Genomic DNA, 21,449 nt, shown 5'->3' with positions numbered 1-21,449 from the left:
ACTCGATGACCGAACGCCGCCCACGCCTTCTCTATCTCGCCTTCTACTTCCCGCCGTCCCGCGCCAGCGGCGTGTACCGGCCCCGGGCGACCGCGAACCGGCTGACCGAGCTGGGCTGGGACGTCACGGTCTTCGCGGCGCCGCTCCCGTTCCTGTACGACACGATCGGCTCGGTCGACGACAAGCTGATGGAGACCGTCGACCCGCGGATCACGCTGGTGCGCCCGGACCTGAACCGGTTCGTCTGGCAGACGGACCTGCGCGAGTACAGCCGGTTCCGCGGGGCGTTCCCCCAGCTGGCCCAGTCGCTGTACACGTGGGGGCAGAAGCACGTCTTCCCGGAGCACTACGCGTCGTGGGGGCGCGACTCCGTCCGGCGCGCTCTGCGGATGCACGCGCGGCGCCGGTTCGACGTGGTCCTCGCGACGGGGAACCCGTACTCCTCGTTCGCCGCGGCATGGCTGTTCCACAAGCTGACCCGCACGCCCTACATCATCGACTACCGCGACTCCTGGACCCTCGACCAGTTCAGCGAGGAGCCGATGTTCGACGAGGACCATCCCGCCTGGCGCTGGGAGCGCCGGGTGCTGCGGTCCGCGGCGAACTCGCTGTACGTCAACGACGCCCAGCGCGCCTGGCACGCCGAGCGCTACCCGCGCGCGGCGGACCGCATGATGACCGTCCTGAACGGGTGGGACGCCGACACGCTCCCGCAGAGCGCCGCGCCGCCCCCGGCCGCCCGCGCGACGACGGACGGGCACGCGCCCCGCTTCTCCTTCGTCGGCACGGTCACCGACAAGCAGCCCATCGAGGAGCTGATCGAGGGGTTCTCCCGCGCCCGCGCGCACTCGGACATGCGGGCCGCCACCCTGAACTTCTACGGCTACTTCGGGTTCTTCCAGGGCACCGACAACAAGCTCCGCAAACGCTTCGCGGCCGCGGCCGAGGCGGCGGCCGAGGCCGTCACCGCCCAGGAGGTCGGGGGCGGGGCGGCGATGGCCGAGCAGGCGGCCGCCGCCGAGGACGCGGAGGCCGACGAGCAGCTGCTCGCCCCCGGCGTCCACCACCGCGGTCCGGTGTCCAAGACGGCGCTCGCCGACGTCTACCAGGACTCCGACGTGCTGGTGTTCCTCAACGGGGGCGGACGCTACGTCACCTCCGGGAAGATCTTCGAGTACATGGCGGCGGGACGTCCCATCGTGTCGGTCCACACGCCCGGGTCGGCGGCCGAGGAGCTGCTGCGCGGGTACCCGCTGTGGTTCAACCCCGGCGGGCTCGCCCCGGCCGACATCGCCGCCTCGATGGTCGCGGCGGCGAAGGCGGCCGCCGGACTGGACGAACGGCAGGCGGCCGAGGCCCGCGCCTACGCGGACCGGTTCGAACGGAACGTGACGCTGGAGCCGCTCGTCGGGCGGCTCGACGAGCTGGCCGCCCGCAGGCGCGGCGTGGGCGGGTGACCATGGTGGGAGACGGTGACGTGCACGGCGCGCAGCCGCCGAAGGTGCTGGTCCTGGCCATGGACCCCAGGCTGGCCATGGACCCGGCGCCCGCCGTGCCCGCCAAGCGCCAGCACAAGCGGGTCATCGGGCTGGCCGGGCACTTCGCGGAGGAGGGCGCCCGGGTCGACGTGGTGACCGCCGAGCCGGACGGCTGGGCGGGCCTGGACGAGCGGGTGCGCCTGCACCGGCTCGACAGGGCGGAGGCCCGGCACCCGCTGCCCTGGCTGGAGCACACGTTCGTGATCAGGGCGCCGCGGGTCGCCGTCCGGCCGGTGGCGCGGGCGGGCCGTCTCGGCGCCCGCCTGGAGCGCGCCCGGAGCCGCGGCTCCCGCGCCGTGCACCGGCGGCTCTTCGTGCCGTTCTACCGGCACGTCCGGCCGCACGTGCTGGCCCGCATCGCGCGGCGGCGCGTCCTGCGCGAGATCGACACGGGCGGGCTCGTCCGCGTCATCGTGATGGACCGGACGTCGGTGCCGCTCGGCCGCCGGCTGGCCCGCCTGCACCCCGACCTCGTCGTGACGACGCGGCAGGAGCGCAGCCTCGACGCCAAGCCCTGACCGGCCGCCCGCCGCCCCCGGGCGGGTCAGCCCTTCTCGGTCAGGACCGTCGTCTCCGAGCCGTCGCCGGCGGGCGCCTCTACGTAGATCTCACCGGTCCGCGGGCACTCCCACGTCCCCCCGGAACGCTCGGTGAGCCGGGCGCCGGCCTTGCCGACCCAGCCGATCCGGCGGGCGGGGACGCCCGCGACCAGCGCGAAGTCGGGGACGTCGCGGGTGACCACCGCGCCCGCGGCGACCATCGCCCAGCGGCCGACGCGGACCGGCGCGACGCACACGCTGCGGGCGCCGAGCGAGGCGCCCTCGGCGACGTGGACGCCGACCGCCTCCCAGTCGTCGCCGCGCTTCAGCCTGCCGTCCGGGTCCACCGAGCGGGGCTCGCGGTCGTTGGTGAGCACGACGGCGGGGCCGACGAACACGCCGTCCTCCAGCACGGCGGGCTCGTAGACGAGCGCGTGGTTCTGCAGCTTGACGTTGTCGCCGATCCGCACGCCCGCGCCGACGTAGGCGCCGCGTCCCACGATGCAGCCCGCGCCGAGCCGGGCGCCCTCGCGGATCTGGGCGAGGTCCCACACGGTGGTGCCGTCGCCGAGTTCCGCGCCGGGGTCGACCTGGGCGCTCGGCAGGATGCGGTGACTCATTCGGTGCCTTCCATGCGGATGTTCAGCGGGTGGATGCGGGTCACGGCCGCGGCTTCGTGCCCCCGCCCGGGAGCAGCCGCCGCCAGGTGCGCCGCGCCAGCGACCCCATCGGCGCGGTGACGTGCACGGTCGCCGTCCTGCGGTCCATCTTGACGTGCACGCGGCGCGGCGGCACCACCGACGCGGTCACCGGCCCGAGGACGCCGCCGCCCTCGGCGGGCAGACGCACCGGGACGGGCTCGCCCGCGCCGTCGACCGCGAAGCGGGCCCGCCAGCGGCCGGGACGCGCGCCCGCGAGGGAGAGGTCGGCGCGCAGGTGCGACGGGTCGTCAGGCGCGGCCTCCAGCGGCGCGCTGATCGTCGTGCCGTCGTCGGCGTGGTGCAACTGGACGCTCATCGCGGGGCCGTCACCGAGGACGGGCGGCGCGTCGGCCCGCACCCGGACCCGCCGCCCCGGCCCCCAGCCGACCTCGACGTCGCCGAAGTCGGCGGAGGTGAGGGAGGCTCCGGCCTCCAGCGCGAGGGGCTCGCCGGCGCGCGCCCGCACCGGGCGCAGGAGGCGGGTACCCGCCAGGGCCGCCCGCGGAAGGGGCAGGTCGCGCGGCCTGACCAGCGGAACCGTCCGCACGTGCCCGCTGAGCGACACCTCGATGTGCAGCGTCCAGCGGCCGTCCGGCAGGTCGGCCGCCTCCGGGCCGACGGCGGCGGTGAAGGACGCCTCGACGCCCTCGTCCGCCGGCGCGGCCGAGACGGTCTCGCACTCCACCGCGCGGCGGCCGCCGTCGCCGTCCTCCAGCAGCAGGCGGACCGTGGGGCTTCCCTCGTCCACGTCGCGAACGACCACCCTGCCCCCGGCCAGAAGGGCGCCGTCCTCCCAGGCCAGGCGCGTCAGGGCGGGCAGGACCACCAGGGGCGCGGGGCTCGCGAAGCACGCGTCGGGGATGCGGACGGCGGCGTCGCGGAAGAACGGGTACTTCAGGTAGGCGCGCCCGTCCTCCAGGTGGAGGCGGGGCCGCGACCCGCCGCGGCGGAACCGCAGGACCTCCAGCAGCTCGTCTTCGAGATCGTGCAGGACGCAGTGCCCGATCACCCGGTGGAGGGGGTGGGCCAGCTCCCGCTGCGCGGGGGTGTACCACTCCTCCAGCAGCTCGCGGCAGCCCGTGAGGGTGACCTTCCGGTCGTCGGGCGAGGAGTCCAGGTACAGGCGGTCGAGGCGGCCGAAGACCTCCAGCCGCAGGTACCGCCGGTTCAGCCGCTCCCGGGTCTCGCCCGGCTCGGTGTGGTCGGCGACCTGCCGCATCGCCCGGCCGATGATCGCGTACAGGTCGGCGGGCGGGGCGCCCGCCCCCTGCGTCGCGCTGGAGCCGTCCTCGCGGGCGGCCCAGTAGTAGCAGTCGTAGTCGGCGAGGACGGAGACGCCGCCGGCGTTCAGGTAGGCGCCGGCGGTGAAGAGCTGGTCCTCGTGGGCCACGAGGCCTTCGGTGAAGCGGAGCCCCGCCCGTTCGACCAGGGACCGGCGGAACAGCTGGAGCGCGGCCATCGACATCCGCCCGAACAGGTCGCTGCCGGGGTCGAGCACGTGGGTGCGCTCGACGGACCGGTCGAACACCTTGGGCGCCTTGCGGCCGCCCGTCCCGACCTGCTTGCCGAGGACGATGTCGGTGCCGTTGCGCTCGGCCATCGCCGTCATGCGCTCCAGCGCCTCCGGGCCCAGCCGGTCGTCGGCGTCCAGGAAGAACACGAACGTCCCGGACGCCAGTTCCAGGCCCCGGTTGCGCGGCGCGCCCGCGCCGCCGGAGTTCGGCTGGTGGACGACCGTCAGCCGGTCGTGGGCGCGGGCGAGCTCGTCCAGCAGTTCGCCGCCGCCGTCGGTCGAGCCGTCGTCGACGGCGATGACCTCGACCTGCTCGGCGGGCAGGGACTGGGCGAAGACCGACTCCAGTGCCCCGCCCACCGTGTCCCGGCACTGGTACACCGGAATGATCACGCTGACCAGGGGTTGCGTCATGGTCCCTCTACGCTCGGGTGGTGACTGTGAGGGCCACTTTAGGCGTGCTCGGGGGCCGCCGTGACCGCTCGACCGGAGATTCCGTACATCGTCGACCGCGGGCCGGCCTGCGCGAGCGCGTCGACGGCTGCGGCGAACCGCGTCATGGCGTCCGGGTGCTCCGGGCCCAGCAGGTAGTCGCGGAGCGTGCGCCGCTCCGCGGCCAGCGGGTCCTGGCCGGGCGTCGCCGCGACGGCGAGGATGTCGGTCAGCTCGCCGCAGCCGGGGCTGAGCAGGTAGGCCGCCGACGCGGACGGGAACTCGGTCTTGAAGAGGTTCTCGTCCATGCCGTCGGGGTTGGCGACGACGTACGGCTTCAGGCTCGGGATGTAGTCGGAGATCACGCTGGAGATGTCGGTGATCAGCATGTCCGACCGGTTGAAGCACTCGTAGAGGGAGGCGTCCGCGCCGGTGACCACCTGGTGGCCGGCCGCGCCGCTCCGGTTCGCCTGCTCGATCATCCGGATGAGCCGGGCGTGCACGGCGGCGGCCTCCGGCAGCCGCCGGCCGGTGTAGGGGTGCGGCCGGTAGATGACGCGCAGCCGCGGCCCCTGGTCCAGCAGCGTCCGGACGATCCGCTCGCCCATGCCGAGCAGGGAGCTGTAGCCGTGCTCGCTGTCCCAGCCCTCCCAGGTGGGCGCGTACAGGACGGTGGGGACGGGCCCGCCGGACGGCTCGGTGGTGATCTCGCCGAGCTGCGGGCGGCCCACCTCGACGATGGCCTCGTCGCGCACCCCGGCGTCGGAGTTGTGGTAGCGGTCGCGGCCCGCCGGGCCGGCCACCCACACCTCGTCGAAGACCTTGCTGACCGGGTTGGAGCTCGGGCCCTTGTCGCTGTCGCCGTGCCCGACGAACACGTGCTTGATGTGCTCCTCGCGGAGCAGGTGGAGGTTCTTGCCGGTGTTGCCCGGGTAGAGCGCGACCTTCACGGTGCCGAGGTCGAAGTTCATCATGTCCTCGGCCCGCGTGACGCACACGACGGGAAGCGGGGTCGGCGCGAGCGCGCCGACGACCTCGGGGGAGCGGACGAGGACCATCGCCTTGCGGTCCAGGCGCTCCAGCGTCTCCAGCCACATGTTGGCCTGGTAGACGGTCGTGGCCGGGCCGGTGAAGTACAGGACGACCTCGGGCTTGTAGCGGTCGACGCGGCGCTGCACGTCGTGGCCCGTCCGCTCGGCGTTGAGGAGGGCGCGCATCCGGCGCAGCCGCGGCAGCTGCGCGGACGCGACGGCGATCGCGACGGCCGTGGTGCCGAGGAGCCCCGCGACCACCAGGACGGGGAGGCCGAGCAGGAGCCCGGCGGTGCCGAACAGCAGCGGCAGGAGGTCGGCGTGGCTCTCCAGCAGGAGGGTCAGCCGGGCCTGCCGGGGGGTGGCGGGAACGGGCAGCGCCGGCTCGCCCTGCCCGAGGTTGCGGGTGACGAAGGGGAGCCGGTTGACGCGGCGCGAGGCGACCGCGCCGGCGAGGGTCGCGGCCCGGATCCAGTCGACCAGCAGGAGGCCGACGGCCGCCAGGACGACGGTCGGCCTGCCGGCGTCGCCCGACTGGACGAGCAGCAGCACCAGGGCCGCCTGCCGGACCAGCACCCGCGCGCCCGGGCTCATCTGGCCCCAGCGCAGCGGCCTGGCCGCGTCCGGCAGCGTCCGGCCGACGGCGAACTCCGCCGCGTAGCAGAGCACGGCGGCGCCGAGGAAGGCCCAGGGCCACCCGGCCGCGGCCGCCCCGATCAGCAGCCCGAGGGTGACGGGCAGCCACAACACCGATGAGTACCGCATGAGAGCCGAGTACCGGGAGACGAGACGCCGCACGGCACACCTCCGTCTGTTCAGCGCCTGAGGGGTGGCGCGTTGTGGAGAGGGGAAGGGGGGACCTGCGCCCGCCGGGCCGGGCGGGCGCGTGCGGGGGTGGGGCGGTCAGCCGGAGCGGCCGCCGCTGAGGGGGTCTTCACGGCGCACGTCGATGACCTGCCCCGTGAGGCCGGACAGCAGGACGTTGAGGGAGGTGCGGGCCACCTGGTCGGCGCTCAGCAGGGTGTGCGGGGGCTCCTGGCCGAACGCCGCGGTCCGCATGGGGGTGCTGGTCCGCTCGGGGTTGATGCAGTTGATCCGCACCTTGTCGCCGGACCACTCGTCCGCCAGCGCCTGGGTGAGGTTCACCGTCGCCGCCTTGGCGGAGGAGTACAGGCTGTAGTCGGCGCGACCGCGGGTGTAGGAGCTGGAGGTGTAGAGCAGCAGCTGCCCGCCGGTCTTGGCGAGGTAGGGGAACGCCGCGCGCGCGATGTGGATCGGCGCGAGGTAGTTCACCCGCAGTGCCTCCTCGATCGCCTCGGGGTCGATGGCGTCGAGCCGGCCGATCCGCAGGATGCCCGCCGTGTTGACGACGAAGTCGACGCGGCCGGTCGCCGAGTAGGCCTGCGCGAGCGCGCCGGCGACGTCGTCGGGCCGCTCGACGTGGGTGCGGGTGGCGCCGCGGCTGTAGCCGAAGACGCGGGCGCCGAACCGCTGGGCGAGCTCCGCGATGGCGGCGCCGATGCCCTGGCTGGCGCCGAACACGACCATCGTCTTGCCGCCGAGAGCCGCGGCGTACTCGTCCTCGGTCAGGTCGGGGGCGTCGGAGGAGGCGAGCTGGAACAGCTTGTCCGCGACGAACATGTCGACCGGCTCGGTGACCTTCATGTTGTGCTCGTCGCCGGGGACGACGTAGATCGGGGTGCCGGGCAGGTAGCGCAGCACCACTGTGCAGTCGTCGGTCGCCTCGAAGTTCTCGTCCCGCCAGGCCTTCTCGTAGGCGTCGCGGATGGTGGCGAGCCGGAAGCCCTGCGGGGTCTGCCCGCGGCGCAGGTTCGCGCGGCGCGGGACGTCCACGATGACGTCCTCGTCGACCTGGATGATCGTGTCGGCGGACGGGATGGCGACGTCCACCGCCCGGTGCTCGCGCAGCGCGGCCACGCAGTCGCGGATGATGCGCTGCGACAGCAGCGGGCGCACCGCGTCGTGGAACAGCACGCTGGTCGTCTCGGCCGGGTGGTCGGCGAGGGCGTCGAGGGCGAGCTGCGTTGTCGCGTTCCGGGACGTCCCGCCGGGCAGCACGGCCTTGACCTTGGTGCAGCCGGCCCTGCGGACGCAGTCCGCGGCGTCCTGGAGGAAGCCGGGGTTCATCAGGACGATGATCTCGTCGACGTCGGGGGCCTCCTCGAACACGCACAGCGTGTGCTCGAGGATCGTCTTCCCGGCGATCTTGAGGAGCTGCTTGGGGGTGCTGAGACCCATCCGCTGTCCGCTGCCACCCGCCAGGATGACGGCTACGACGCGATGCTCACCCTGCGGCGCCATGACCAATGCGACCGTCCTTCTTCTTCATGGCAGCCGGAACGGCGGCCGGAAACCGAACGTGATGCAGTCACCCGTGGGGATCTGGGGGTGCGGGCGGCACGGCTTTCGCAGGGCTGGTGATCCGCACAGGGGGGAACTGCCGCCTAACTGTACCCGGTCTGTAGAACTTTGAGGCGAATTCATCGACGTTCCAGGCTCCTGTAACCCTTGCGTGACGGGGCCTGTGGCGCTCCGTGCCATGATCGTTACGGCCCCGGGGCGCCCGCGCGTCCGGCCCCGGTCTCACCGGCCGAAGAGCGGCCTCATGTCGGGCTCGACGGCCCAGCGGGTCACGCGGCGCACCGGGGAGGTGCTCAGCACCGTGACGATGACGAAGCCGGCGAGGAGCGCCGACAGCACGCCGGGGATCGTGTCGAACCAGGCGAGCTCGTGCCAGCCCTCGAACGTGAAGAGCCGCATCAGGAAGCCGTGCAGCAGGTAGCCGTAGATGGTCGCGGCGCCGAGGTCGCTGTACCAGGTGCGCCGGGACGGGGTGACCGCCAGGAAGGCCAGGATCAGCACCGTCCCGGTGAGCAGCAGCGCGGCGCGCATCACGGTGCCGGTGAACTCGTCCACGCCGAGGTCGCCGTTGGAGGTGTCCCAGTTCAGCCAGCGCGCGTTCATGTGGTCCTGGGTGAGGTAGGCGCCCGCGAGCGCGGCGGCCAGGAGCGCGGCGCCCGTGATCCGCGCCCACGGCCGCCGGACGATCTGGAGCACCTCCGGGGACAGCCTCAGCCCGAGGACGTAGAACGGCGCCAGCCCGAGGATCCGGTACAGGTCGAGCGTGCTCCCGATGTCGGACATGTAGGCCAGGAGGGCGATGAGCACGGCCGTCGCGAGCGGGAACCTGAGCCGCCGCCACACCGGGGTGAGCAGCCGCCACACGAACAGCGCCAGCAGGAACCAGGTCAGGTAGTAGGGGTCCAGCACGTCGAACTGGAAACGCCGCCCGTCCACGCCCCAGGCGAACAGGCTGTAGGCGCACTGGAAGATCAGGTACGGCGCGATGGTCGAGCCGACCAGCCGCACGGCCTTGTCGTCGGTGAGGGTGAACCGCTTGGACAGGTATCCGCTGATCATGAGGAACAGCGGCATGTGGAACAGGTAGATGAAGTTCCAGAGCGCCGCGGCCACCGGGACGTCCCGCAGGCCCGACAGCGCGTGCCCGCCCGCGACGAGCAGGATCGCCAGGTACTTGGCGTTGTCCAGGTGCGGGTCGCGTCCTCGGGGAGCCGCGCCGCCCGCCGTCCGCGGCTTGTCCTGCGGGCGCTCGGCGGGGGACGCCGCCGGGGCGGGGTCCGGAGCCGCCGCCTCGGCGGAGCCGGGAACCGCCACGACGGACGCCTCGGGTGTCTGTGTCATGAAAGATCTCTGATCCTGGGAGGGGCTCGTGGAGCATACCTAACGAAATCCTCCGGAATCCTCGGAGTCACAGCACGCTTCCGCGGCGTCACGGGCGGGCGTCACGGGCGGGCGCCGCGGATCCGGCCGCGCATTTGGAGGGCTCCGCCGTGCGCAAGATCCTCTGAGGCGGGTAGACCGGCCGTTACCGGTAGGGAGCGGGGACGGGGAGAGGCATGGGATACGGGAGGTCCACCCGGCAGGGGGTGGTGATCGTCGCCGGCGGCACCGTGCTGCTGGCCGGGGTCGCGCTGCTCGTGCTGCCCGGCCCCGGGCTGCTGCTCGTGCTGGCGGGCCTGCTCATCCTCTCCCGGGAGTTCCCGGCGGTGAACCGCTACGTCGAGCCCGTCCGGGAGAAGGCGATCCAGGCGGCCGAGGACAGCGTGACGTCCTGGTGGCGCCTCACGGGCTCGGTCCTCACGGGGCTCGCGCTGCTGGGCGCGGGCGTGGCGTGGGGCCTGGTGGAGGAACTGCCGCTCAGCGGATGGAGCACGGGCTCGGGGCTCATCCTGTCCGGCTTCATCCTCTTCGGGCTCCTGTTCTGGAGCTGGCGGCGGGTCAGGGCCCGCCGCGCCGAGACCTTCCCGGAGTGACGGGCCGGGCGGACGGCCCGCCGTGGCCGGGCCCGGCCACGGCGAATTGTTCCGCCGGGTTGATCCGCCGGCCGCGCGCCGCCGTGCAAGGGGTATGGGCATCCTTCTTCGTGTACTCGTGGCCGCCGGACTCGCGGCCGACGCCGTCGTGCACTGGCGCTTCGCGCCCGACATGGCCCCCGGGCCCAACACCCCGAGCGACGTCATCCCGGGAGACGACCTGTTCTACGGCCAGGCGATCGCGGCGGCGGTCGCGGCCCTGCTCGTGCTCGTCTGGGCGCGGAGGTGGACGTACGCGCTCGCGTTCGTCGTCGCGGCGAGCGCGGCCGGGGCCGTGCTGCTGTACTACTTCGTCGACTTCGGGCAGCTCGGTCCGATCCCCCGGATGTACGACCCGCAGTGGTACGCCGACAAGACGATCAGCTTCACCGGGGAGGCCGTCGCCGCGCTCGCCGCGCTCGCGGGGTTCCTCACCGTCGGCAGGAAGGAGCGCGCGGAGTCCTTCTCGGCCGCCGTGCGGTGACGCGTCCGGGCCCGGGCGGCCACCGGGTGGACCTGGCGGCCCCGGGCCGGGGCCCTTGACCCGGCAAATGAACGCTCGTTTAATTCTGGTATGGGGCGTATTGCGGGCGTCACTCGCGCGGAGACGCGGGAGCGGCTGCTCAGCGCCGCGGCCGACGAGTTCGCCCGGCGCGGCTACGACGGGACGCGCGTCGCCGACATCGCGCGTGCCGCCGGGGTCAGCAACGGCGCCCTGTACGCGCACTTCGACTCGAAGGCGGAGCTGCTGGTGGCCGCGCTCCGCGCGCACGGGCGGCGGCTGCTAGCCGACCTGTTCGACGCCGACCCGGACCGTCCGGTCGTCGAGCTGCTGCTCGCCATCGGGCGGGGGCTGCCGAGGCGCCGCGACGCCCGCGCCCACCTCGTCGTGGAGGCCCTCGTCGCGGCCCGCCGGGACGAGGAGGTCGCCCGTCCCATGCGCGACTACGTCGGCGAGCGCGGCGACTGGCTCGCCGGGCTCATGCGCATCGCCCAGGCGGGCGAGGAGATGGACCCGGCGCTGTCGCCGGACGCGCTCGCCCACCTCTGCCTGCTGCTCGGGATGGGAAGCGCGCTCATCCCTCCGGACATGCACGCCGTCGGGGACGAGGAGTGGGCCGCGCTGCTCGCGCGGATCGTGACCGCGCTCGCGCCGCCCGGTCCCGCCGCCGCCCTACACGGGAGGAACACGATGAAGGTGCAGATCGACCCGAAGCGCTGCCAGGGGCACGGCCGGTGCTACGACCTGGCGCCCGGCCTGTTCGGCGAGGACGACGAGGGCTACGGCACGGTCCTCGGGGACGGCGCCGTCCCCGAGGGCGGCGAGCAGGAGGCCCGCCTCGCGGCCGCGAACTGCCCCGAGCGGGCGATCGACGTCCTCGGGGAGGCGTGAGATGAGCGCGGACGACCGCTTCGGCCGGAGCTTCAGGGAGGAGCGGGAGAGCCGCCCGCTCGGCAGGCGAAACGAGATCGTCACGGGCCCGGTCTCCGACTGGGCGACCGACTTCTCCCACCTGGAACCGGAATGGGCCGCCGACCCGTACCCGATCCAGGACGACCTGCGGCGGCGCTGCCCGGTCGCCCGGACCGAGCGGTTCGGCGGCGGCTGGCTGCCGACCCGCTACGAGGACGTCGCGGCGGTCGCCTACGACACCGAGCACTTCACCTCCCGCTCGGTCGTCATGAGCAACTTCCGGCCGCCGCGCGAGGTGGCGCCGGTCGGCGTCACGCCGCCGATCTCCTCCGACCCGCCGTTCCACCACGACGCGCGCAAGCTGCTGCTCCCCGCGTTCAAGAAGTCCGCGGTGGCGCGGCTGGAGCCCGCGACCCGGGCGTACTGCCACGAGCTCATCGACTCCTTCGAGGGCCGCGACGTCGTCGACGCCGCCCACGAGTACGCGCAGCACATCCCGATCCGCGTCATCGCCGACATGCTCGGCTTCCCGCCCGAGGACGGGCCCCGCTTCCGCGAGTTCGTCGAGAACACCCTCGAAGGCGTCAACCTCCCCCCGGACGAGCGCATCGCGCGCATGGACAAGCTGTTCGACTACCTGCTGGAGCAGATCCGCGACCACGTCGCGAACCCGCGCGACGACCTCACCACCTACCTGATCGAAGCCGAGCTGTACGGGCGCAGGCTCGAACCGTCCCACGTCTCGGGGACGATGGCGCTGCTGCTCATCGCCGGGATCGACACCACCTGGAGCGCGATCGGCGCCTCGCTGTGGCACCTGGCGAGGACGCCCGCGGACCGCGAGCGCCTCGTCGCCGACCCGTCGCTGGTGCCGACCGCGATGGAGGAGTTCCTGCGCGCCTTCGCGCCCGTCACGATGGCGAGGCTGGTGCGGGAGGACATGACCTGGCGCGGCGTCGAGATGAAGGCCGACGACTGGATCCTGCTGTCGTTCCCCGCCGCCAACCGCGACCCGGCGCAGTTCGACCGGGCGGACGAGATCGCCATCGACCGCGAGGTCAACCGGCACGCCGCCTTCGGCCTCGGCATCCACCGCTGCGTCGGCTCGCACCTGGCCCGCATGGAGCTGCGCACGGCCCTCGAAGTCTGGCTGGAACGCGTCCCGTCCTTCACCCTGGCCGATCCGGCGGCGGTCACCTGGGCCGCCGGCCAGGTGCGCGGCCCCCGCACCCTCCCCGTCCGCATCACCTAAGGCGTTCGGCCAGCCGGGGGAGCAGGCGGAGGGCGTTCGCCCGGTCGACGGCGCGGTGGGCGCGGTCGTCCAGGACCGGGTCGCGGTCGAGGTCCCGGGTGTTGAGCGCGACCTCGCGAGCGGAGTTGGCCGGCCAGTCGGTGCCGAACAGGACGCGGTCGGCGCCGACGGCGGCGATCAGCGATGGTGCGGCGTACGGGGAGACCGGCAGGGCCGTGTCGTAGTGGAAGCGGCGGAGCGCGGGACGCATCCTCGCCGGGAGCGGGCCGCCGTCCTCGCGCGCGGAGCGCTCGGCGCGTCCCGCCATGTACGGCAGGAACCCGCCGCCGTGCGACAGGATGACCGACACCCGCGGATACCGGTCGAGGGTGCCGGAGGCGATCAGGTTGAGCGCGGTGCGGGTGGTGTCGAGCAGGTAGTCGGCGAGCCAGTCCCCGACGCCCGGCGCCTCGGCCAGGCCCTTGGGGGCGACCGGGTGGGCGAACACGACCGCGCGCCGCTCGTCCAGCTCGGCCCACAGCGGGTCGAACATCGGGTCCCCGAGGTAGTGCCCGGCGGCCGAGGTGTTGAGGAGCACCCCGTCCGCGCCCAGGTCGTCGAGCGCGTGGGCGAGCTGCCGCACGGCCAGGTCCGGGTGGAGCATCGCCACGTTGGCGAAGAAGCCGAACCTCGTGGGGTGCTCGCGCACCAGCTCGGCCAGCGACTCGTTGCACACCTGGACGCCCGAGACGGCGAGCCTCCGGTCCAGGAACGCCTCGGCGGGCACCGGCGCGGAGGCCACTCCGGCGGCGATGCCGTTGGCGTTCATCGTCCGCAGGGTGCTCGGCAGCGTCCACCGGGCCCAGGACGGGCCGCCGGTCGGCGGGAGGAGCCCCTGCTCGACCGCCCACTCCCGCATCCGGGGCGGGACGGCGTGGTGGTGGGTGTCGATCCTGCCGCGCGACCGCCGGGGGGCGGCCGCGGCCGCCTCACCCGCCGGAACGGCGGCCGCGGCCGCCTCACCCGCCGGAACGGCGGCCGCGGCCATCGCCAGGCCGGTCACCTGGAGGGCGCGGCGGCGGGTCGTCTCGGGCATGCGGGTCTCCTTCGATCGTTCGATGGGCCGCCCACCATGCTTTCTCTCATGAGAAAGTCTCAAATGAGACTATATCAAAGCCTCTAAGCTCGGGCCATGCTCGACGACCTGCTCGAACGCGTCCTGTCCGAGGACGGCGACCCCGCCGACCGGCACGTGGGGCTCGGCATGCTGCTGGCCGCCGCGCACAACCGGAGCCGGGCTGGCATGAACGACGAGCTGCGCCCCCTCGGCGTCGACGTGCGCGGGTTCGGCATGCTGCTCGCGCTGGAGATGTACGGGCCGTCCAGCCAGCGGCGCCTCATCGACCTCACCGGCATCGACAAGTCCACGATGGTGCGCATCGTCGACGAGCTCGAAGCCGGCGGCCTGGTCCGGCGCGAGCGCGCCCCGCGGGACCGCCGGGCCCACTCGATCAGCCTGACCCCGGACGGGACGCGGGCGCTGGAGGGCGGGCGCCGCGCCGGCGCCGCCGTGGGCGAGCGGATCTTCGGCCGCCTCGACCGCGACGAGCGCGACCGGCTCGTGGAGCTGCTCCGCCGGATCGCCGAGGACGAGGGCTGAGCCGAACCGCCGCCGGGACGGCGTCGCGGAAGGGAGAGTGTCGTATGCGAAGGCCATGGCGCTGAGTAAGAGAGAGGTCACGCGGTAGACAAGGCGGCAGCGCCGTACGGGAGAGTGCACATGATCTTTTTGCCGGGCCGGTCGTCATGAGCAGTGCGGACGAGGTCGTCGTCCACGAGACGCTCCCGTCCCGCGTCCTGATCGGGCCGGGAGCGAGCGATCTCGTCGCCGGCGAGGTCGCGCGGATCGGGGCGGGGAGGGTGCTGCTGGTCGCGGCGCCGTCCGCCGCCGGGCCCGCCGACCGGATCGCCGGGGCGCTCGGGGCCCGGCTCGCCGCGCGGTTCGACCGTCCGGCGCCGCACACCCCCGTCGCCGTGACGGCGCGGGCCCTGGAGGCGGCCGCGGGCGCGGACTGCGTCGTCACGGTCGGCGGCGGATCCGCGATCGGCCTGGCCAAGGCGGTGTCGGCGCGGACGGGGATGCCGCAGGTCGCGGTGCCGACCACCTACGCCGGCTCGGAGATGACGCCCGTGCTGGGGGAGACCGAGGACGGCGTGAAGACCACGCGCCGCGCCGCGACGCTGGCACCCGGGACGGTCGTCTACGACCCCCGGCTCACCCTGGGCATGCCGTCCGGGCTGACCCGCACCAGTGCGATGAACGCGCTCGCCCATGCCGTCGAGGCCCTGTGGGCGCCGGACGCCACGATGGTCACGGACGCCCTGGCGACCGAGGCCGCCGCCGGCATCCTCGGCGCGCTGCCCGAGGTGCTGGACGACCTGACCGGGCAGCAGGGGCGCGCGCGCCTCCAGTCCGCCGCGTGGCTGGCCGGGACCTGCCTGGCGCAGACGCGGATGGGGCTGCACCACCAGCTCGCGCACGTCCTCGGCGGCGCGTTCGGCCTCCCGCACGCCGAACTGCACACGATGCTGCTGGCGCACGTCATGGCGTTCAACCTGCCGTCGGCGCCCGCCGCCTCGGCCCGGCTGGCCCGGGTGGCCGGGCCGGACCCGGTCGCGGTCGTCGCCGCGCTGGCCCGGGCGCACCGGGGCCCGACCCGCCTGTCGGCCCTCGGCGTCCCCCGCGAACGGCTCCCCGAGATGGCCGCGCGGGTGGCCGCCGACCCCTATCCCAACCCCCGGCCGCCGGACGCCGACGCGGTCGCGGAACTGCTCGACGCGATGTGGTGAGCGGCCGGTAGCGAATATTCCTCGCAATGTTCGAATGCGAGCCGCTGTCCTCCTACGGTCAAGGGGACGGTCAATGGAATCCTCTATTCTTAGCGTATGTCCACTTCCGGTCCGGAGCCCGAATCGAAATCGGTTCGGGTTCTGATTGTCAGTGACAATCCTGTCTCCCGGATCGGGTTCGCGGCGCTGCTGGACCCGGTGCCGCACGTGGCCGTCGCCGGCGGCGCGCCCGCCGACCGCGCCCCGGCCGCCGTCCGCGACCACGCGCCCGACGTGGTGCTGCTGGACGCCTCGCCGCCGCACCCGGGCGCCGTCGGGCGGCTGGCCCGCGCCGCGGCGGCCGTCCGGATCGTCGTGGTGACCGCGACGCAGGACCCGCACGTCCTCGTGCAGGTCCTCGCCGCCGGGGCGCACGGCTGCCTGACCTACGGCCACTTCGAACCGGCGGACCTCGCGGACGTGCTGCTCGCGGCCGGGCGCGGGGAGTCGTCGCTGTCCCCGCCGGCGGTCACCGCGCTCGTGCGCTGGCTGCACGACGGGACGCGGCGGCTCCCGCCGGACCGGCAGGGCCCCGGGCTGACGGCCCGGGAGGCCGAGATCCTGGACCTGATCGCCGCCGGGCTGACCAACCGGCAGATCGCGCGGCGCCTGGTCATCGCCGAGAAGACCGTGAAGAACCACGCGCACCAGATCTACAGGCGGCTGGGCGCGGCGGGCCGCGAGCACGCCATCGCCCGCTGGCGGGAATTGCGCCCGGCGCCCGCCGGCGGCGGTGCGGACATCCCCTAAGGCCGATCACGGGCCGCGGTAAACCGATATCCGCAGGCCCCGCGGAGTCCTAGGACCGGTCCCGGTCCAAGACGGGACCCCTCCCGCCTTTACTTGCCCGTTGCGGTCCCGCATGCTCTGGTCGTCCGGTTCGAAAGAACCAATTGCCTTTTCTATTCGGGATGTGAACGGTGTTGAAATTCAGTCGCCGTCGTCGCGTGCTCCGGGAGGCCCGGTGAGCGTCCTCCGCCGTCCCGCTCTCGGCGTCCTCGGGGCGCTGGCAGCGACCGCCCTGGCCCTCGGCCCGCAGCCCCCGGCTTCCGCCGCGGGCCCCCGCGTCGACCTGCGGGTGCTCGTCGTCACCGACGGCGGCGCCTCGGTGTCGGCCGCCGCGGACCAGCTGAAGGCCGAGGGCGTCCCCCACACGACCGTCGATCTGCGCGACTCCGGCCGGCCGGTGATCGACGAGGCGTTCCTGTCCGGCACCGTCGACGGTGCGCCGCGCGCCAAGTACCAGGCGGTCGTGCTGCCCAACGCGGCACCGTTCTCCAACACCGCCGAGATGACCGTTCTCGCCGACTACGAGAAGCGGTTCGGGATCCGCCAGCTCGACTCCTACGTGTACCCGTCCTCCACGGTCGGGATGAACACGCCGGGCTACTCCGGCAACCTGGACGGCACCACCGCCCAGGTCACCGACGCCGGGCGCGGCGACGCGTTCCGCTACCTGCGCGGCCCCGTGAGGTTCGACGACAACGCCGCCGACGTCGGCGAGAGCTACGGCTTCCTGGCGACGCCCCTGCCGGACGACCCCGCGACCGGGACGTCGTTCCAGACGTTCCTCACCGGGACCGTCCAGGGAAAGACGGGCACGCTCGGCGGCGTCTACAACCACGACGGGCGCAGCGAGCTGGTCCTCACCTTCAGCGCCAACAGCGACCAGTGGCAGTTCCGGACGATCGGCCACGGCATCGTCACCTGGCTGACCAAGGGCGTGCACCTCGGCTACAGCCGCAACTACTTCGGCGTCCACGTCGACGACGTGTTCCTGCCGGACTCGCGGTGGAGCACCGAGGACGACTGCACGCCCGGAGAGGACTGCCAGGGCCCCACGTTCACCGAAGAGATCCGCATGAAGCCCGAGGACGTCGCGTTCGCCGACCAGTGGCAGACGCGGCGAGGGTTCGCCCTCGACCTGGCGTTCAACGGCGACGGCAGCGACGACGAGATACGCGAGAAGGGCGGCGACCCCCTCGCCGACGCCTTCGTCGCGGCCCGCGGAAAGTTCCGCTGGGTGAACCACACCTTCGGCCACGCCTTCCTCGGCTGCCAACAGGACCTGCGCATCCGGCCGTGGACGTGCGTGAAGGACCCGGCGACCGGCGAGACCCTCTACGTCGGCGCCGACGACATCAGGAAGGAGGTCACCAAGAACATCGACTGGGCGACCGCCCACGGCATCTCACTCGACACCGACGAGCTGGTCACCGGCGAGCACTCGGGGCTGCGGATCCTGCCGCAGCAGCCCGACGACAACCCCAACCTGGCGTCCGCGCTGGCCGGTGCCGGCGTCAGGTGGACGGCGGGCGACGCCTCCCGCGAGAGCGGGCAGCGGGAGCTCGGGAGCGTGCGGACGGTCCCGCGCCATCCGCTCAGCGTCTTCTTCAACGTCGCGACGGAAGCCGAGGAGGTCGACGAGTACAACTACATCTACACGCGCCGCGCCGACGGCGGCAGCGGCCTGTGCGAGGACCATCCCGACACGACGACGTGCATCACGCCGCTGGACCCCGCCACCGGGTTCACCTCGCACATCGTCCCGACCGACACGCGGATCACGCTGTCGCACATCCTGGGCAACGACCCGCGCCCGCACTACGCGCACCAGTCGAACCTCACCGAGGGCCGCATCCTCTACACGCTGCTCGACCGGGTCCTCGCCGACTACCGCGCGGTGTTCGCCGACGACACCCCGGTGACGAACGTCCCGATGTCGGCGGCGGGCGCCGAACTGCTCCGCCAGGACGCGTGGCGCGCCGCGCTCAAGAGCGGCGCCGACGTCACCGCCCACCTGCAGGACGGCAAGGTCACGGTCAGGGCGCCCGACGGCCTCGACGTGCCGGTCACCATGCCGGAGGGCACCCAGGAGGGCGGGGCGCCGTTCGGCCGGGCCTACGCGGGCGAGCGCTCGGACTACCGGACCGGGGACGTCACCCTCACCCCGCCCGGAGCCTGACGTTGGAGATCACCCTGGTGACGGAGGGAACGTATCCGCACAACTACGGTGGCGTGAGCGTCTGGTGCGACCAGCTCGTCCAGGGCATGCCGGAGCATGCCTTCCACGTCCGGGCGCTCACGACCACCGGCTCGGAACCGGTGGTCTGGGACCTTCCCGCTCACGTGACCGCCGAGTCCGTGCCGATGTGGGGGCCGTCCGGAGGGCGGCCCCCGTCCCGCGGCGCGGCCCGCCGGTTCGAGCGGCTCTTCCGCTCCTTCCTCGAGGCGGTCCTCGCCCCCTCCCGGGACGCGGACGTGTTCCCCCACATCCTGCGCGGGCTGTTCGAGTTCGGGCGGACGAGCGACCTCGGGGCGGCGATGCGCGCCGAGGGGCCCGTCCGCTGGCTCATGGACGCCTGGACGGCCCGCGCGGACGAGTTCGACCGGATCGGCGTCCGGCCCACCGTCCACGACGCGCTCACGGCGATCGACCTGCTGGAGCACCTGCTGCGCCCGCTGACGGTCCCGCCGCCGCGCGCCGACGTGACGCACGCGGTGTCCAACGGCATCCCCGTGCTGCCCGGCCTCGCCGCGAAATGGACCTACGGGACCCCGCTGTGCCTCACCGAACACGGCATCTACCTGCGGGAACGCTATATCGGGATGCGGCGGTCGCCGTTCTCCCATCCGGTGAAGGCGGCGGTGCTCGGCTTCATGCGCCTGCTGTGCGCCGCGGGCTACCGCTCGGCCGACCTGCTCACCCCCGCCAACCTCTACAACCAGCGGTGGGAGGTGAGGTGCGGCGCCGACCCCGCGAACATGGAGACGGTCTACAACGGCGTGGACCCGGCGAGCTTCCCGGCGGCCGGTGCCGAACCCGCCGGCCCCACCCTCAGCTGGGCGGGGCGCGTCGACCCGATCAAGGACCTGGAGACGCTGATCCGGGCGTTCGCGCTGGTCCGGGAGGAACTGCCGGAGGCGCGGCTGCGGATGTTCGGCGGCACCCCGTCCGGCGGGGAGCGGTACCGCGCCCGCTGCGAGGAGCTCGTCGCCGACCTCGGCATCGCCGGGCAGGCGACGTTCGAGGGGCGGGTCGACGACATCCGCGACGCCTACGCGGCGGGCACGGTGGTCGTCCTGTCGAGCATCTCCGAAGGCTTCCCCTACACGCTGATCGAGGCGATGACCTGCGGCCGCGCGACCGTCGCGACCGACGTCGGCGGGGTGCGGGAGGCGGTCGCCGACACCGGCCTGGTCGTCCCGCCGCGCGCGCCCCGCCAGATGGCGGACGCGTGCCTGCGGCTGCTCGGGGACGAGGTGGCGCGGCGGCGCCTCGGCCGCGCCGCGCGGGAGCGGGCGCTCGAACTGTTCACCGTCGACCGCGCGATCGACGCGTTCCGGGAGATCTACGCGGGGCTCCGCGCGCCCGGCGGCGCGCACCGCCCCGCGGCCGAGGCGAGGCCGGCGTGAGCGCCTCGGTGGAGGGCCTGCGCGAGCGCATGGCCGACCTGTGCGCGGGCGCCGTCGACGCGCTGGAGGTCACGGCCGGGCTGGAGGCGGAGGGCATCAACGACGAGGCGGCCAAGGACTACGGCCATCCGGACGTGTTCGCGCTGGCGGAGGACCTGTACGCCCGGACGCCGCGCCGCCCGCCGCCGCCCGAGAGGACCGAGGCGCCGTGGCGGCCCGAGCCTCTGCGGCACCTGCTGCGCGGCGTGCTGTTCGGCCTCCCCGGGCTCTGCTACGTCTCCGGAGCGCAGGTGCTGGACGGGACGGGCGCGGGCGTCCTCCTGGTCTTCTCGCTGCTGCTGTCCTGGGCGTTCAGCCAGGGCACGGCCTACCTCGGGTACATCCGGCTGGGGCTCATGGACCGGGCTGCGGCGTCCGGCGTCCTGCGGTACGGGCTCGCGGGAGGGACGCTGGTCGTCGTCCCGGCCACGGTGGGCACGGGCGTCCTCGTGGGAGCGGGCACGATGGCCACCGCGCTGTCCGCCGGGCTGTCGGTCTACCTGCTGTCGGCCACGGCCGTGCAGGTCGACGGCGCCGAGGCTTGGCTCCTCCCGGCGCTGCTCCCCGGCGTCGCCGGGGGGACCCTCTACCTCGCCGGGGAGGGACGGCCCGCCGCCGTCTGGGGCGCGTGGGCGGTGTCGCTCGCGGCCACGGTCGTGCTCGCGCTCCTCCGCACGCGCGGCGCCGGACGCCCCAGGGTCACCCGCGCGGACCTCAGGGCGGCGCTGCCGTTCGCCCTCTTCGGGGTGCTGACCGGCGGGCTGCTGACCTACACGCTGCTGTGCGCGCTGGCGGGCCGTCCCGTCCCGTCGGGGACCACGACGGTGGCGGTGCTGTCGCTCTCACTGTCGATGGGCTGCGCCGAATGGGTCCTGTACGCCTACCGCCGGCGCGTCCACCACCTCCTGCGCTCGCACACCGGCATGGCCGCGTTCACCCGCGCCGCCCGCGTCGCCCTGGCCCGCGCGCTCGTCCAGTACCTGGCGGCGCTGCTGGCGATCATCGCCGTCGCCGGGGTCGTCGCCCGCTTGCCCGCCACGGCCGTCACCGCCGTCACGCTCGGCGGTTTCGCCGCGCTCGGCTGCGCGTTCTTCCTGGCCCTCGTCCTGCAGGCCACCGGCCGCGTCGGCGCCGCCCTCGCCGGATACGCCTGCGCCCTGGCCGCCGAGGCCGCGGCGACCCTCGCCCTGCCGGACGCGGCCCCGGCCACGGTCCAGCTCGCCGCCTCGTGCGGGCTGCTCGTCCTCCTCACGACCCACGCGGGCCGCGTCCTGGCCCGCGCGACCTCCCATCGATGAAGGGCAGACAACCG

Annotated in this window: 18 protein-coding genes; 12 read left to right on the top strand and 6 right to left on the bottom strand. The window is 73.8% G+C overall.

Features of this window, described 5'->3' with window-relative positions:
* Positions 1 to 5 precede the first annotated feature (5 nt).
* Both BJY14_RS17320 and BJY14_RS17315 read left to right on the top strand, forming a co-directional pair.
* Positions 6 to 1,457, top strand: coding sequence for a glycosyltransferase (locus BJY14_RS17320; protein ID WP_179844564.1), 1,452 nt, complete (start codon positions 6 to 8; stop codon positions 1,455 to 1,457).
* On the top strand, positions 1,454 to 2,056 hold the full coding sequence (locus tag BJY14_RS17315; protein ID WP_179844563.1) for a hypothetical protein: 603 nt from the start codon (positions 1,454 to 1,456) through the stop codon (positions 2,054 to 2,056). The genes BJY14_RS17320 and BJY14_RS17315 overlap by 4 nt, the downstream gene beginning before the upstream one ends.
* Before the next feature lie 26 nt (positions 2,057 to 2,082).
* On the opposite strand, the gene BJY14_RS17310 is transcribed toward BJY14_RS17315, so the two are convergent.
* The 5 genes from BJY14_RS17310 to BJY14_RS17290 all read right to left on the bottom strand — a co-directional run bounded on the left by BJY14_RS17310 (position 2,083) and on the right by BJY14_RS17290 (position 9,477).
* Positions 2,083 to 2,697 carry an acyltransferase gene (locus BJY14_RS17310; protein ID WP_179844562.1) on the bottom strand — a complete coding sequence of 205 codons (615 nt, stop codon included), beginning with the start codon at positions 2,695 to 2,697 and terminating at the stop codon, positions 2,083 to 2,085.
* Between the two features lie 40 nt (positions 2,698 to 2,737).
* Positions 2,738 to 4,705 (bottom strand): glycosyltransferase family 2 protein, encoded by a 1,968-nt coding sequence (locus tag BJY14_RS17305; RefSeq protein WP_179844561.1) that lies wholly within the window; start codon positions 4,703 to 4,705, stop codon positions 2,738 to 2,740.
* A gap of 38 nt (positions 4,706 to 4,743) precedes the next feature.
* Positions 4,744 to 6,552: a CDP-glycerol glycerophosphotransferase family protein gene (locus BJY14_RS47235; RefSeq protein WP_179844560.1), complete on the bottom strand. Its 1,809-nt coding sequence runs from the start codon at positions 6,550 to 6,552 to the stop codon at positions 4,744 to 4,746.
* 105 nt (positions 6,553 to 6,657) lie between these two features.
* The gene (locus BJY14_RS17295; protein WP_179844559.1) at positions 6,658 to 8,076 is read right to left on the bottom strand and encodes a bifunctional cytidylyltransferase/SDR family oxidoreductase; all 1,419 of its coding nucleotides are present in this window, start codon (positions 8,074 to 8,076) and stop codon (positions 6,658 to 6,660) included.
* 282 nt (positions 8,077 to 8,358) lie between these two features.
* Entirely contained in the window at positions 8,359 to 9,477 is a 1,119-nt protein-coding gene (locus BJY14_RS17290; protein WP_179844558.1) for an acyltransferase family protein, read from the bottom strand.
* 215 nt (positions 9,478 to 9,692) lie between these two features.
* On the opposite strand from BJY14_RS17290, the gene BJY14_RS17285 reads away from it, so the two are divergent.
* From BJY14_RS17285 to BJY14_RS17265, 4 genes are all read left to right on the top strand, one after another.
* Positions 9,693 to 10,109 carry a PGPGW domain-containing protein gene (locus BJY14_RS17285; RefSeq protein WP_179844557.1) on the top strand — a complete coding sequence of 139 codons (417 nt, stop codon included), beginning with the start codon at positions 9,693 to 9,695 and terminating at the stop codon, positions 10,107 to 10,109.
* A 118-nt stretch (positions 10,110 to 10,227) separates the two neighbouring features.
* Positions 10,228 to 10,632 carry a hypothetical protein gene (locus BJY14_RS17280; protein ID WP_179844556.1) on the top strand — a complete coding sequence of 135 codons (405 nt, stop codon included), beginning with the start codon at positions 10,228 to 10,230 and terminating at the stop codon, positions 10,630 to 10,632.
* Positions 10,633 to 10,722: 90 nt separating this feature from the next.
* Positions 10,723 to 11,541, top strand: coding sequence for a TetR family transcriptional regulator (locus BJY14_RS17275; protein WP_246395951.1), 819 nt, complete (start codon positions 10,723 to 10,725; stop codon positions 11,539 to 11,541).
* A gap of 1 nt (position 11,542) precedes the next feature.
* A complete protein-coding gene (locus tag BJY14_RS17265; RefSeq protein WP_179844555.1) occupies positions 11,543 to 12,814 on the top strand; it encodes a cytochrome P450 in 1,272 nt (423 codons plus the stop codon).
* On the opposite strand, the gene BJY14_RS17260 is transcribed toward BJY14_RS17265, so the two are convergent.
* Positions 12,807 to 13,889, bottom strand: coding sequence for an amidohydrolase family protein (locus BJY14_RS17260; RefSeq protein ID WP_179844554.1), 1,083 nt, complete (start codon positions 13,887 to 13,889; stop codon positions 12,807 to 12,809). The genes BJY14_RS17265 and BJY14_RS17260 overlap by 8 nt on opposite strands.
* 96 nt (positions 13,890 to 13,985) lie before the next feature.
* On the opposite strand from BJY14_RS17260, the gene BJY14_RS17255 reads away from it, so the two are divergent.
* The 6 genes from BJY14_RS17255 (at position 13,986) to BJY14_RS17230 (ending at position 21,435) form a co-directional block, all read left to right on the top strand.
* A complete protein-coding gene (locus BJY14_RS17255; protein WP_179844553.1) occupies positions 13,986 to 14,453 on the top strand; it encodes a MarR family winged helix-turn-helix transcriptional regulator in 468 nt (155 codons plus the stop codon).
* 146 nt (positions 14,454 to 14,599) lie between these two features.
* On the top strand, positions 14,600 to 15,643 hold the full coding sequence (locus tag BJY14_RS17250) for a maleylacetate reductase (protein WP_179844552.1): 1,044 nt from the start codon (positions 14,600 to 14,602) through the stop codon (positions 15,641 to 15,643).
* 96 nt (positions 15,644 to 15,739) lie between these two features.
* On the top strand, positions 15,740 to 16,432 hold the full coding sequence (locus tag BJY14_RS17245; RefSeq protein WP_179844551.1) for a response regulator transcription factor: 693 nt from the start codon (positions 15,740 to 15,742) through the stop codon (positions 16,430 to 16,432).
* A 214-nt stretch (positions 16,433 to 16,646) separates the two neighbouring features.
* Complete coding sequence (locus BJY14_RS17240; RefSeq protein ID WP_179844550.1) at positions 16,647 to 18,647, top strand: hypothetical protein; 2,001 nt, start codon at positions 16,647 to 16,649, stop codon at positions 18,645 to 18,647.
* Positions 18,648 to 18,664: 17 nt separating this feature from the next.
* Positions 18,665 to 20,098 (top strand): GT4 family glycosyltransferase PelF, encoded by a 1,434-nt coding sequence (gene pelF / locus BJY14_RS17235; protein ID WP_218905436.1) that lies wholly within the window; start codon positions 18,665 to 18,667, stop codon positions 20,096 to 20,098.
* A complete protein-coding gene (locus BJY14_RS17230; protein WP_179844548.1) occupies positions 20,095 to 21,435 on the top strand; it encodes a hypothetical protein in 1,341 nt (446 codons plus the stop codon). Before pelF ends, BJY14_RS17230 begins: the two co-directional genes overlap by 4 nt.
* Positions 21,436 to 21,449 lie beyond the last annotated feature (14 nt).

This window comes from Actinomadura luteofluorescens (assembly GCF_013409365.1).
GTDB lineage: Bacteria > Actinomycetota > Actinomycetes > Streptosporangiales > Streptosporangiaceae > Spirillospora > Spirillospora luteofluorescens.
The sequence above is the reverse complement of the archived record's forward strand: the minus strand, read 5'-3'. Positions and strand labels throughout refer to the sequence as shown.